This is a genomic window from Victivallis sp. Marseille-Q1083 (genome assembly GCF_903645315.1).
Taxonomy (GTDB): Bacteria; Verrucomicrobiota; Lentisphaeria; order Victivallales; family Victivallaceae; genus UMGS1518.
In genome coordinates this window covers 465,997-479,834 of record NZ_CAHJXL010000002.1, presented here as the reverse complement: position 1 = coordinate 479,834, position 13,838 = coordinate 465,997, and the positions used below count along the sequence as shown (strand labels likewise).

At 58.8% G+C, this 13,838-nt stretch carries 10 protein-coding genes; 5 read left to right on the top strand and 5 right to left on the bottom strand.

From position 1 onward, the window contains the following. Positions 1 to 20 precede the first annotated feature (20 nt). Positions 21 to 3,035 carry a glycoside hydrolase domain-containing protein gene (locus tag HWX74_RS18040; RefSeq protein ID WP_176014962.1) on the top strand — a complete coding sequence of 1,005 codons (3,015 nt, stop codon included), beginning with the start codon at positions 21 to 23 and terminating at the stop codon, positions 3,033 to 3,035. Between the two features lie 243 nt (positions 3,036 to 3,278). On the opposite strand, the gene HWX74_RS18035 is transcribed toward HWX74_RS18040, so the two are convergent. From HWX74_RS18035 to HWX74_RS18020, 4 genes are all read right to left on the bottom strand, one after another. Beyond that, complete coding sequence (locus HWX74_RS18035; RefSeq protein WP_176014961.1) at positions 3,279 to 3,422, bottom strand: hypothetical protein; 144 nt, start codon at positions 3,420 to 3,422, stop codon at positions 3,279 to 3,281. Positions 3,423 to 3,449: 27 nt separating this feature from the next. Further along, on the bottom strand, positions 3,450 to 4,172 hold the full coding sequence (locus HWX74_RS18030) for a hypothetical protein (protein ID WP_176014960.1): 723 nt from the start codon (positions 4,170 to 4,172) through the stop codon (positions 3,450 to 3,452). Positions 4,173 to 4,441: 269 nt separating this feature from the next. After that, positions 4,442 to 5,110, bottom strand: coding sequence for a prepilin-type N-terminal cleavage/methylation domain-containing protein (locus HWX74_RS18025; RefSeq protein WP_176014959.1), 669 nt, complete (start codon positions 5,108 to 5,110; stop codon positions 4,442 to 4,444). A 187-nt stretch (positions 5,111 to 5,297) separates the two neighbouring features. Further along, positions 5,298 to 5,693 carry a hypothetical protein gene (locus tag HWX74_RS18020; RefSeq protein WP_176014958.1) on the bottom strand — a complete coding sequence of 132 codons (396 nt, stop codon included), beginning with the start codon at positions 5,691 to 5,693 and terminating at the stop codon, positions 5,298 to 5,300. Positions 5,694 to 5,909: 216 nt separating this feature from the next. On the opposite strand from HWX74_RS18020, the gene HWX74_RS18015 reads away from it, so the two are divergent. Then, a complete protein-coding gene (locus HWX74_RS18015) occupies positions 5,910 to 6,689 on the top strand; it encodes a hypothetical protein (RefSeq protein WP_176014957.1) in 780 nt (259 codons plus the stop codon). Here the strand turns inward: HWX74_RS18015 and mutY are convergent. Next, on the bottom strand, positions 6,678 to 7,742 hold the full coding sequence (mutY, locus tag HWX74_RS18010; RefSeq protein ID WP_176014956.1) for an A/G-specific adenine glycosylase: 1,065 nt from the start codon (positions 7,740 to 7,742) through the stop codon (positions 6,678 to 6,680). The genes HWX74_RS18015 and mutY overlap by 12 nt on opposite strands. Before the next feature lie 449 nt (positions 7,743 to 8,191). On the opposite strand from mutY, the gene HWX74_RS18005 reads away from it, so the two are divergent. From HWX74_RS18005 to HWX74_RS17995, 3 genes are all read left to right on the top strand, one after another. Continuing rightward, on the top strand, positions 8,192 to 9,442 hold the full coding sequence (locus HWX74_RS18005) for a sugar MFS transporter (protein ID WP_176014955.1): 1,251 nt from the start codon (positions 8,192 to 8,194) through the stop codon (positions 9,440 to 9,442). 318 nt (positions 9,443 to 9,760) lie between these two features. After that, positions 9,761 to 11,584, top strand: a complete 1,824-nt coding sequence (locus HWX74_RS18000) for a DNA topoisomerase IV subunit B (RefSeq protein ID WP_176014954.1) — start codon at positions 9,761 to 9,763, stop codon at positions 11,582 to 11,584. 18 nt (positions 11,585 to 11,602) lie between these two features. Beyond that, positions 11,603 to 13,837, top strand: coding sequence for a DNA topoisomerase IV subunit A (locus HWX74_RS17995; RefSeq protein ID WP_176014953.1), 2,235 nt, complete (start codon positions 11,603 to 11,605; stop codon positions 13,835 to 13,837). The last annotated feature ends 1 nt before the right edge of the window (position 13,838 follow it).

Below are 13,838 nucleotides of genomic sequence, written 5' to 3'. Positions count from 1 at the left end.
TCCAAGAAGGAAATTTGATCATGACAACGACTGCAATCCGTTCCGGGCTGGCCGGCCTGATGTGGCTGGGACTGAACGTGCTGACCGCCGCCCCGCCGGTCTATGAAGTGGCCGACTGGCCGGAATCCGGGTTCGGCAATCACCGCGCCAAACTGGAAGTCGACGACGACGCGGCCCAGGCTGCGGTGGTCGAAGCCGATATTCAATGGCGGCGGCGTGATGCCGACGCGGCGGACAAAGCGCTGCTGCTGTATGCCGAGGATGGCACGGCCGTCACCGATTTGCTGACGCTGGCCTGTTCCGATGAACGTGGCGTCATCCGCTTCCGGCCGGCGGCCGGCGCCGGGATTTATTATCTCTATTACCTGCCGTATACCCGGCTCGGGTTGTGTGCCTCCGAGGAGTATTATCCGCCGCGCGACACCGCCAGGCCGCACTGGAAGCAGATCGCCGCCGCCGCCTCAAATCCGCCGCAGGCGCGGTTGCTGGCGCTGCAGGCCCGCCATGAATTCAACAATTTTTATCCGATGGAAGTCGCCGCCACCCGGGCGGAAACCGCCGCGCTGGCAAAGCAATGCGCCGGCCGCAAGCTGGTCATCTTTCCGGAAGACCGCGACCACGCGATCCGGATGTTCGACCGGCTGCCGCTGCGCTGGATCGAAAGCGGGCCGTCCAACCGGTTCGAAGGGGTGGCGTGCCCCGGCGAATATTACGTCTTCCAGTTGGGCATCTGGGCGCCGGATACCGCGCTCGATCAACTGACCGCCGACTGGAGCGGTCCGGCCGCCGCCACCGCCACCTGCTTCAACCTGTCCGGCAGTGACTGGCTCGGCCGCCCCTTCAGCCGCCGGCTCCAACTCGACGCCGGCAAGGTCCAGCCGCTGTGGATGGGGGTCCGGGTGCCGCTCGACGCCGCCGGAAGTTACACCGGCACGGTCACCGTTTCCGCCGCCGGAGTCCCGCCGCAAACCGTCGACGTCGCACTGCGAATCGCCGGCGACCCGCTGCCGGACGGCGGCATTGCCGAGCTCCGGCGGCTGGCCCGGCTGCAATGGCTGAATTCCCGCCGCGGGCTGGAAGCGGTACTGCCGCCGCCCTATCAGCCGGTTCGGCGGTCGGACGGCCGGGTGAGCCTGCTGAACCGCTCGCTGCATTTCGCCGCGTCGGGCTTGCCGGATTCACTGCAAAGCAACGGCATCGAACTGTTGGCCGCTCCGATGCGGCTGGTCGCCGGAATCGCCGGGCGGGAGGTCGAATTGACCGGCGAAGCCCCGGCCGAACTCCTGGCCTCCGACGACACCCGACTGGAACTTGGCAATTCGGGAAAACTCGGCGACGCCATCTCCGTCGCGCTGCGTTCCCGGAGCGAAGCCGACGGCTGTATTCAGTTCTTCCTCGACTTGACCGCCGACCGGGAAACCCGGCTCGACAACCTGACGTTGCAATTGCCGCTGCGCCGCGCCATCGCCCGATACTGGATGGGCATGGAAAAGCGCGGCGGCAAACGGCAGGGCGCATTGGACTGGCAGTGGAACGGCCAATACCTCAACAACCTGATCTGGGTCGGCGACGTCCAAGCCGGCGTCCAATTGAAACTGCAGTCGGCCGAAGACACCTGGGCGCTATGGGCGCTGCCGCTGGACCCGGCCATGCTGTGGGCCGGCGGCGGCTGCCGCAGCGAGGAGAACGGCGACACTTTGACTTTGCTGGCCGATACCGGCAGCTTCACGCTGCAGCCCGGAAAAAGCCGTTCGCTGCGTTTCCGGCTGCTGCTGACGCCGTTCAAGCCGATCGATCCGCGCCACTGGCAGGTGCGGATTTCGAATGACTCCAATGCGGTCGGCCCCCGGATTTACCATATCCATCACGGCACCCGGCAGATGCCGTATATCAACTACCCGTTCACTCACCTGGAAGAGTTGAAAACCTTTCTGGCCGAACTGGCCCGACCGTTGGAACTCGACACGCCGGAAGGGCGGCAATCCCGGCCCGGCCTGGAAGTCCAGCTCTATTACACCGTCCGCGAGTTGTCCAACCACTGCAGCGAGCTGTGGGCGTTCCGCAGTTTCGGCGATGAAATTTTCACGACCCGTGAAGGGCTGACTTATACCGACATGGGCGCTTTCAGTTTCGCGCCCGGCGGCGGTTATCCGTGGCTGCAAGAACATCTGGTCGACCATTACGTGCCGGCCTGGCGCACCGACTGGCTGGACGCCGCCGGCCTGCCGGGCGATTTCTGCGCGGCGATCACCACCCGGAGCGATTCGCGCCTGATCAATTACTATGTCGAATCGCTGCACTATCTGTTCCGGGAAACCGGCGCGCAAGGTTTGTATCTCGACGGCATCGGTTTCGGCCGGGAAGTGACCAAACGGGTGGCCCGCACGCTGGCAAAGCTGCGGCCGGACTATCGGATCAACATGCATTGCAGCGACCTGTACCCGTCGAGTAAAATCAGCGTCATGAACCATGCGATGGAGCATCTGCCTTATCTGACCGACTTATGGCTGGGAGAGTTTTACGATTACGATATGCCAGCGGATTATTATCTGGTGGAGATTTCCGGCATTCCATTCGGCCTGACCAATGAAATGCTCAATTACGAGACCGGCGGCAACCCCTATCGCGGCATGGTTTTCGGCATGAGCAGCCGCTACCTCCCCGATGCGGAGTCGATGTGGAAGCTCTGGGACCGGTTCGGCATTGAAAAGGCGGCCATGCTCGGCTACTGGGACAACGCCTGTCCGGTTGCCGCCGCGGCGCCGGGCGTCAAGGTGACCTGTTATCAGAAAGCCGACGAGGCCTTGATCGCCATCGCCCGCTGGCCGGACGAACATTTTCCGGCCGATGAAGTGCTGCCGGTCGAATTGTCCATCCGGCCGGATATCTTTGCCGGTTTCCAGCCGGAAAAGTACGAACTATGGGCGCCGCCGATCAAATCATTCCAGCCGGAGGCACATTTCAGTTTGACGGACGCCATTCCGGTCGCGCCGGACAAAGGGGCGCTGCTCTGGCTGCGGCGCAAAGACCGCTGACCAATCTTTTTCCATTTTCAAATGCAAACAAGTCATTCCACGTCAATGGCCCGCACCGCACCCGGGACGACCCGGGCGCGGTCCTGCCGGCGGGATTATGCACTCAAGGAAGTGCCGCTTTCCGGCTCGGAAAGCAGACAGAAATCGAGCGGTAACAGACGCAGCTTGCGCCGCTGACTCCGACCGGTCTCCAACCACGAACCGCCGTCACAGCCGCCATTTTTCAACAAGGCGCGGTTCGAGTCATGTTCGTGACGGACCGGACCGGTCCAGGCTGTCCAGCGCCACGTCAACCGGCGAGGAAGGTGCGGCGGCCACCGCCGCCTTCAGACCGGAAACCAACAGACCGCCGGCAATCATCGCCAGCATCAGCAAGGAAAAGCGCAACCGGAAACTCAGCGAAAGCCGATTGCGTCACCACTCATCTTCCTCGACATAAGCCGAATCGGACGTATTGCCGCGCTCCAGCAGCTTGCACAACAACGCCTTGACTTTCGCATCCGATTCGACGGGCAAACGCGAGGCAAAAATTTTCGGCCAATTCTTCACTTTGCAAACCCACATGTGCGTGTAAAATTCCCTTCTCAACTCCTCGCTGCCGTGGTCGACCACCGGCAAAATCTCCTGCCGGATGAAACTTTCGTCATAACGGCCGGCCGAAATCAATCCCAGCGTCGCCGCCACGTAAATCGCCACGTGTTCGCCGGCCAGTCCCTTGCGCAAGCTCGCCTTGAAAAAATCGGCCGCATCCAACGCGTTGCGGTACGGGATCAACCGTTTGTCCGCCCCGAACACCAGATAGATGCAGCGCTTGTTCAACAAATCGATATCATCCTCTTCGACGCCGCCTTCCGCCATCAAGCCCCGCCAGGAAGGAATCTCCCTGCACAAATCGGCGACAAAATGAACTCCGCGCGCCCGGGAACGCAAATCGGAACTCTTCAAAGTATCGATGGTGCTGTCGATGATGCGCTGCTGCACGAAAAATGGCAGCGCTTCGTAACGGTCCCGCGGCGTTCGGTCCGCGTCGGCGCGTTCGATAATCTGCCAATAGGCGAAATCCATGCAAATTTCGGAACTGTTATAGCAATAGATGCCGCCGACCAGCAGGACAAAGGCGGCAATCGTCAGAAACATTGGAACCGGCTTCAAAATTTTCGCAAAAAACTCGGCAAAAATACTCGAAATTCTCACTGTCCCGTCTCCCGTCCGTCCGGGCGCCGCCGTTCATAGCGGCGAAACCCATTACCATTTTTCCCTCAAAACTCCTCTCTCGTTAGATAGGACGGAAGTAAGACGATTTTTTGTAATATCAAATGGCACTTTTTACCAAAAAAAATTCCCGAGCGGCAGCTCCCGAATCTCCGGGCTCCGACAACAGAGCCCGGAGATTCGGAACCGTTTCCTCAATGATGGTGTTCTTCAAAGTAGGAACTGCCGCCCCATTCGCTGATGAAGTGTCGGTTTTCGACAATGCTGCCGTCGCCGACCGTTTCTATGAACCGGTGCAGCGCGGCGTGACCGTCGAGGAAGAGATAATTCGAACCGTTGCCGTGGCGTTTCTCCGCAATCGTCGGGCGCCAGGCGTCCACCGGCGCCATCGCATGATAGCACTGGTGATGAACCGCATCGCCCACCGTATCGCCGCCCCGTTCAGCCAGCATCACATAATAACTCGGCCGGTTGACGGTGTCACGGTTGCGGCCGAAGGTCAGCATCGCATTGATGACATAGCTCTGGACGCCGTTGTCGCCATCGAACCCGCCGTCGGTCGGGCAGTGCAGATAATCGGTCTTGTAGCCATAGTCCTCCAGCGGCTCGAACCACTCCACTTCCGGCTCGATCTCCTCCGGATGGGCGAAATCGCCGAGGTGTACCACCGGAAAGCTGCCATTGTAATCATCCGCATAGAGCGACATCGCCAGGTAGCTTTGTTTCAAATTGTTGAGACAGAAAATCGCCTGCGCTTTGCCTTTCGCCCTGCCCAGGGCCGGCAGCAACATGCTGGCCAGAATGGCGATGATCGCGATCACAACCAAGAGTTCAATCAAAGTAAAATGAAATGTTTTATTCATAATGTGACATCCACGGTTTGGCAGTCACCGACTGCCGGTGAAAAAATCAGACGGAAAACATTGTGTTGGAATTGTTCGAATCGACCCGGCGGACCATACCGAGCCCGGCCGCGATTCCCGTCGCCGACCGGCTCCAAAGAGACCGTCGGCAAATCAGACGAATGCCCAAAAGAGAAAAAAGGTCGATTCAAAGACAGGAGGCAGGTAGAGGCGGCGGCGCTCTGGCGCAGGTGTTTTTGTCCAGTTCCGCCGGAATGGACGGCAACAGCCGGCCGGCGGCATTCCAGGACGCCGGTTCCGGCAGCGACAGCGCGACGGCGGCGCAATCCGCCGCCTGAAACAAACCGGCGCAGATCGGACAAAGATCGTCTCCGGCGGTAAATCTGAACTGTCCGGCGCCGGCGCCGGCGGTCCACTCCGGCGACTTCTCCGCCACCCCGGCCAACAGCTCCGGCTCGGAAGACGGCCGATGGCAATGGAACAACGGATGCAGCAGCGCATTGAAGGAAAACAACAGCATCGCCGCCAGCAGCAACAGGGAACTGCGGCTCTTCTCCGTGCTTCGCCAATGGTTCAAATACATCTTACCCTCAATTGAATACAACAGTTCTGTTGCAGATAGACATTTCTACTATATCAAATGATCCCCGACTTGTCAAATGAATTCCATTTTCATTTTTCCCAATATCGTCTTATTGAAAGAAAAAACGTTTTATCTCATCCCGGATTTGACACGCGGCCTCCTTCCGGATATAATAAATACCAATTTGATCGATACCAACCCAAAAGGAAAACCATCATGAAAAAATTCGCCATTCTGCTGGGTGCGCTGTTGTTGCCGCTCATGCTGTTCGGACAACCGGAAATCATCTGCGAGGGAATCTATCCGCAGCATCTCCAGGACCTCTGCCGCGGCGAGGACGGTTCGCTGTACTGGTGTTTCACCAACCGGCTGATCAAAACCGATGCCCAGGGTAATTTTCTGCGCGGCATCGCCGTCGACGGCCACCACGGCGGCCTGACGGTCCGGGACGGCCTGCTCTATGTCTCGACCTGCTATATCAACGACTGGTCGCGGGGAGCGGATTATTCGGAAATTTTCGTCTACAACCCGGAAGACCTTTCGTTCGTCAAAAAAATCCCTTTCCCGGACGCCACCGGCATCGACGGCATTGAGGCGACGCCGGACGGGTTCGCCGTCGCGCCTTTCGAACTGCTCAACGATCCCTCCCCACTCAAATGGGTTTATGAATACACGCCCGATTTTCAACTGATCGCCAAACACGCCGTACCGGTCGGACAGACTTACGCCGGCGTGCAATCGCTCAAGGCCACCAGGGACGGCTACCTGCTCGGCTGCTACGGTTCCCGCTTCGCCCTGGTGGACAAACAGTTCAAGCTGTTGAAATTGTACGACTTCGACGCCGGCTGCGGTTTTCTGACCGAGGACGACGGCACCATCATGGCGGCCCGCCTCTTCGATGAGATCAAAGGAAAACAGTACCGGGCCAAACTGACGCCGTTCCAACTGTCGGAGCTGCCGGAAGTCCCACCGCCGGCGGAAACTTCAGCCGAATAAACTGTCGGCAAACGCTTTGAAGGCCGACGGCAGCGAGATCTCCTCGGTCAACCGCCGCCGGTCGGTCCATTCGAAACCCGCCGACGGCGACCGGCATTCTGCGATATAACCGGTCATATGCCACTCCAGGTGGGTGAAAATATGTTTCCCCCCGGCCGCCGGCCGAAGCGGTCCGGCCGCGAGCCGCCACTTCCGCAACTGCGCCGCCGCCGCTTCCGGCGTCAAAGTACCGGCCGCACTCGGCAGTTCCCACAAGCCGGCCAACAACCCGGTTTTCGGCCGGCGACGCAATGCAATCCGGTCGCCGCAGCGCAGAATAAAAACGGTTCTGGCTTCGATTTTCCGCGCTTTTTTCGCCGGTTTGACCGGCAATTCGGCAAAGCTGCCGTCGCGCCGGGCCGTACAGCAGGAGCTCAACGGACACGATTCGCACTTCGGCATGCCGTTCGGCAGACAGACGATCGCCCCCAGTTCCATCAAGCTCTGGGTAAAATCGCCGCAGCGGCCGGCCGGATAGACCGCCTGCAGCGCCCGGCCGAAAGCCCGCCGCACCGCCGGATCGGCGACATCCGCCCGGCTGCCGGAAAGCCGGGCGACGACCCGCAGCACATTGCCGTCGACCGCCGGCACCGGTTGGCCGAATGAAATCGAAGCGATCGCTCCGGCAGTGTATTCGCCGATGCCCGGCAGCGACAGCAATTGTTCGAAATCGGCTGGAAAACGGCCGCCGAATTCCCCGACGATGCGGCGGGCGGCCTTCTGCAGATTCCGGACCCGGTTGTAATAGCCCAGTCCTTCCCACAGTTTCAACAGCCGCGTTTCCGGCGCTTCCGCCAATGCGGTTACATCCGGCAACGCAGCCAGGACCCGCTCGAAATAGGGCTTGCCCGCCTCCACCCGCGTCTGCTGCAGCATGATCTCGGAAACCCAGCCCCGGTACGGCGTCGGCTCTTCCCGCCACGGCAGCACCCGGGCGTGAAGGTCATACCATTGCAACAGCGGTTCGACTATTTCCGACAATTGCCGGTCCTTCAATTCTTCCGGCAGTTCCATTCCATCATTTTTTTCCGTTTTCGATTGTTTCATATTCACAATTCACATCTCTTTTCACAATGGCGGCAACATTTCACTTCGACCGGATCAAGTATAGCCCGAATCGGTGAAAATGCCAGCCGCGGCAAGCAAATAACGCCAGGTGCAGTTTCTGGGCCCGCCAGCGGCCGCCGCCGACCGGTCCAGAGCACAATCCGGAACGGACGCCGGAAAGACAACGATCTTCACCACGACAGGCAGCTTCGCGATTCCGGCCCGTCGGAGCCGGCAGCTAGCGGAGTCCGCCCGCCGGGCCGCGTCCGGGCAGACGCAAATTATTGATTCATGGAATAGAACCGAAAATCATCCCACTCTTCGAAAATTCCGATTTGCTTTTTAGCGAAAGATGTTTATATTCATTTCCCTTAATACTTAAACGAAGCCTTAATCTTTTCATGCCGGGGATGTTGATGAAGTCATCGAAGAAGTTGCAGTTGGGCCGCTACGATTATGCCAGTTATTCGGCGTTTTCCGTCTATGCGCTCTGTTCGCTGTCGATTCCGATCGTGCTGGTTGCGATGGGACGCGATTTGAATTTCCCGCTGGATCAGGGCGGCATGGCCGCCGGCGGAGTGCTGCACCTGGTGCGGAGCGTGTCGATGGTGGTGGCGCTGCTGCTGTGCGGCAGTATCGCCGGACATCTCGGCAAACGGCTTTCGATGGGTTACTGCATGCTTTTCATGGGCAGCGGCATTCTGCTCTGCGCGTTTTCTCCAGTCTACTGGCTATTGATCCCCTGCCTGCTGCTGGCCGGCTTCGGCGAAGGCATTTGCGAGGGACTCGCCACGCCGTTCGTCCAGGATTTGCACGCCGACGCGCCGGAACGCTACGTCAACATTTCCCATGCCTTCTGGTCGGTCGGCGTCGGCACCTGCGTGCTGCTGGCCGGCGGACTTTTGAGCATGGGGATCGGCTGGCGGCCGATCCTGGCCGGCGCCGGCCTCCTGGGACTGCTGGTTTCGCTCACCTTCCTGTGGAAGGAGAGTCCGCGCCATAAATATCCGGAAGCGCCGGAAAAAATCCGTACCAAGGATGTCTGGCGCTACACCACCGCCATCGTCCGGACCCCGCGCTTCTGGGTCTATTGCCTCGGCATGTTCATGGGCGCCGGCGCCGAATTCTGCCTGACTTTCTGGGCGGCGACCTACATCCAATTGAATTTCAACGCCAGCGCCTGGTTCGCCGGTCTCGGCACGGCAGCGATTGCGCTCGGCATGTTCCTCGGCCGCACCGGATTCGGCTATTTTGCCCGCAAACAGTACCTGAAGCACCTGCTGCTGTGTACCGGCCTCGGGACCATCCCGGTCACGCTGCTGCTGACGCTCCTGCAGCCGGACACCTTTCAATCGTCGGTGCTGACTTTTGCCGTACTGTTCGGCCTGCTCTTTCTGGCCGGCATCGGCATCGCGCCTTACTGGCCGACGCTGCAGGTTTACGGCGTCAACAACCTCCCGGAGCTGGATTCGACGATGCTGTACATCTATTTTTCATCGGTCGGCATTCCCGGCTGCGGCTTTTTCACCTGGCTGATGGGATTGCTGGGCGACTGCTGCGGCCTGCGGGAAGCCTTTTTCCTGATCCCGGGCTCGCTGCTGCTGTTCAGCCTGGTCATCCTGCTGGAAGGCTGGGTCTTTCCCAATCGCAGAAAGCTGGAAGCATGATCCGCGGCCTGCCGCGCAACTGAAAAAAAAACAATCCCGGCCCGCTCCGGGAAACCCTCTGCAAGTAATCTTCGCCGGAACGCCTTCCCGCTCTCCGGCTCCGCCCGGCAATCTTCCCGGATGTTTTTTCAGGCCGGAATCAGGATATTTCGAGCCGGCGCTTTTTCGGCAATCCACCGGAAACCGGCGGCATTTCCGTCAGAAATCCAGCGGGAAGAAGCCCTTTTTTTACCTGCGGAGACTTGAATTTTGGCCGAATCGGCAGTACATTCTTTTCATGGTAACAGAAACTCCAAAGAGATTGTACGCGTAAGTTTTATGAGTCAGGAACCTCCGGTCGTCGCCTATGACGAATCCAAAATAAAAACCCTGAGTTCACTGGAGCACATCCGCCTGCGGCCCGGCATGTATATCGGCCGGATGGGCGATGGTTCGCATCCGGACGACGGAATCTATATTCTGCTCAAGGAAATCGTCGACAACAGCATCGACGAATTCATCATGGGCTGCGGCAAACGCATCGACGTCAAGCTGGACGGCGAACGGGTCACCGTCCGCGACTACGGACGCGGCATTCCGCCGGGCAAACTGGTCGAATGCGTTTCGGTGATGAACACCGGCGGCAAATACAACGACGACGTATTCCAGTTTTCAGTCGGCCTCAATGGCGTCGGCACCAAAGCGGTCAACGCGCTGTCGGAGCTGTTCATCGCCCGGACCATCCGGGAGGGACATTATACCGAGGCGACCTTCGAATGCGGCCGGCTCGTCAGTGAAAGCGAAGGAAAAACCGACGAGAAAAACGGCACCCTGATCACCTTCATACCGGATCATCAATTGTTCGCCGACTACAGTTTCAAGCTGGAATACATTGAGAAGCGGATGTGGATGTACGCCTATTTGAACAGCGGCCTGTCGCTCTATTTCAACGATCAGCGCTACTATTCCAAAAACGGCTTGAAGGATCTGCTGGAAGTCGAACTCGGCGAAGACGGCCTTTACGACATCATCGCCTTCAAAAGCAAGACGATCGAATTCGCCCTCGCCCACCACGACGATTACGGCGAAAGCTATTTTTCATTCGTCAACGGCCAATTCACCAACGACGGCGGCACCCACCTGTCGGCTTTCCGCGAAGGGGTGCTCAAGGCGGTCAATGAATTCTCCGGCAAAAACTACCAGGCCGCCGACGTCCGCGACGGCATCGTCGGCGCCATCGCCATCAAATTGAAAGATCCGATTTTCGAATCGCAGACCAAAAACAAACTCGGCAACACCGACGTGCGCGGCCCGATCGTCGCGGCGGTCAAGGACGCCATCGTCGATTATCTGCACCGCCATCTCGAAGAAGCCGAAGTGCTGCTCGACAAAGTGTCGCGCAATGAGCAGTTGCGCCGGCAGATTCAGTCGGTCAAAAAGCAATCCAGGGAAAAAGCCAAGCGCATGTCGCTGAAAATTCCGAAGCTCAAGGATTGCAAGTACCATCGCGGCGACCGCGGCGCCGCCGGCCGGCCGACGATGATTTTCCTGACCGAAGGCGATTCGGCGGCCGCCTCGATGGTCAGTTGCCGCAACGTCTACACCCAGGCGCTTTTCGCGCTGAAGGGCAAACCGTTCAACTGCTGGAACGAGAAAATCGACCGGGTTTACCAGAATGAAGAACTCTTTTACATCACCCAGGCGTTGAACATCGAAGACGACTGTGAAAATTTGCGTTACGACAAAGTGATCATCGCCACCGACGCCGATGTCGACGGCCTGCATATCCGCAATCTGCTGATCACCTTTTTCCTGAATTTTTTCGAGCCGATCGTGCTCTCCGGACATCTGTACATTCTGGAGACGCCGCTGTTCCGGGTGCGCAACCGGGCGGAAACGATCTATTGCTACAACAACCTGGAACGCGACCAGGCAATCGCCAGGCTGCTGCCGGCGCGCCGGAAATCCGGAGAACCGGAAATCACCCGGTTCAAAGGCCTGGGCGAAATTTCGCCGAACGAGTTCGGCCCCTTCATCGGCGAGAACATCAAATTGTTGAACGTCACCGTCGACCATATGCGCAATGTCCCGGAAATTCTGAATTTCTACATGGGCAACAACACGCCGGAACGCCGGGATCACATCATGGCCAATCTGGTCTAAGTCAGGAAGCATTGAGTTATGAGCGACGAACCCCACAATCCGCCGGAAGCCGACGACATCAAATTCGACGCCTCACTGCAGGAGGTCGAAGGCGAAGAGGCCGAAGCGCTGCCGGCCGGCGCCACTGAAGCGCAAAACCGCAAACTCGGCGGCAACGGCTATCTGCGTTCGATGATGGACACCAATTTCATCGAATACGCTTCCTATGTCATCAAGGAACGGGCCATCCCGGATGTCGACGACGGGCTGAAACCGGTGCAGCGCCGCATCCTCTGGGCGCTATCGAGGCTGGACGACGGCAAATTTCACAAAGTCGCCAACGTCATCGGCCACACGATGCAGTTCCATCCGCACGGCGACGCGTCGATCGGCGACGCGCTGGTGGTGCTGGCCAACAAGGAATATTTCATCGAACGGCAGGGAAACTTCGGCAACATCTTCACCGGCGACGGCGCTTCGGCGCCGCGTTATATCGAGTGCCGCCTGACGCCGATGGGCCGTGAAGTCCTGTTCAACAACGACATCACCGAATTCGTCGACTCCTATGACGGCCGCAACCGGGAGCCGGTCGTGCTGCCGGTCAAGATTCCAAGTTTGCTGATGCTCGGTTCCGACGGGATCGCCGTCGGCATGGCCACCCGCATTCTGCCGCACAACTTCAACGAGGTCATCCAGGCGCAGATTGCGCTGCTGCAGGGCGAGGAGTTCGAATTGTATCCGGATTTCCAGCAGGGCGGCCTGATGGATGTCCGCGAATACGAGCGCGGCAACGGCAAAATCATTCTGCGCGCCCGCATCGACATCGAAGGACGCAAACTGCTGATCCGGGAGATTCCGGCGACCACCACCACCGAAAAATTGATCGCTTCAATCGAGAAAGCGGCCGAAAAGAACAAGATCAAGATCGCTTCGATCAGCGATTTCACCGGCGAAAAGGTGGAAATCGAGGTCATTCCAACCCGCGGCTACGATCCGGAAAAGGCGCTGCGGGCCCTCTATACCTATACCGACTGTTCGGTGTCGATTTCGGTCAACATGATGGTGATCTGCGAAAACCGGCCGGTCCAGATGAACACCCGTTCGGTCATCGAACGCAATACGGCGCGGCTGCTGGAATATTTGAAGCGGGAACTGGAGATCGAGCTGGCCAAGCTCGAAGAACAGTTCCACGCCAAAACGCTGGCGCAGATCTTTATCGAGAATCGGCTTTACAAACGCATCGAAGAGTGCGACTCCACCGAAGCGGTCATGGCGGAAGTGCACGCCGGGCTGGCACCATTCCGCCACTTCCTGAAACGGGATGTCACCGACGAGGACGTCGAACGGCTGCTGGCCATCCAGATCCGGCGGATTTCCCTTTTCGACATCCGCAAGAACCAACAGGATTTGCAGGATATTTTGAGCCGGATCGACGAAATTCAACGCCACCTGAAACGGCTGAAAGCCTATGCGATCAAATATCTGGAAGCGCTGCTGGCCAAATACGGACCGATGTTTCCGCGCCGGACCGAAATCGAATATTTCGAAAAGATCGACCGGCGCGACGCGGCGCTGAACAACATCAAAGTCGGCTGGGACCGCAAAAACGGCTATATCGGCACCGCGGTCCGCAGCGTCAATCCGGACGATACGGTCACCTGCAACGAATTCGACGTGCTGCTGTGCATCGAACGCAACGGCAGCTACCGGATCATCAGCATTCCGGAAAAGCTGTTCATCGGCAAACTGTATGCCTTCCGCAAGTACGACCCGTCCACCGAATTCGGCATCATTTACCGGGAAAATACCAATGGCAAGTTTTACGGCAAACGCTCGGTCATCAATAAATTCATCAAGGACAAGGAGTATCAGCTCTGTCCGGAAAAGTGCCGCCTCGAACTGCTGACGCCGCGCACCGACGCCTGGTACGAACTGGTGGAAACCAAGCGGCTGATGCCGAAAACCTCGGAACTCAATTTGCTGACGCTGCCGCTGCGGGCGCCCAAGGCGCGCGGCATCCGGATCGGCGGAGAGATCACCAAAATTACCTTCAACCGCTATCTGGCCGAAGAGGAATTGCTGCAATTCCGGACGCCGGATGCCATTCCCGCCACGGAAGCCGACTCCCCGGAAGAACCGGAATCGGAACCGGCCGGGGGGACGACGGTTCCGCCGCCGGCTCCGACAGAAGCGCCGGATGCGCCCGATGAAACCTCCAAGCCGGACGGCGACGGCGATATGTTCGGCAGCATTCAGCCGGAATTCGGTTTCTGAT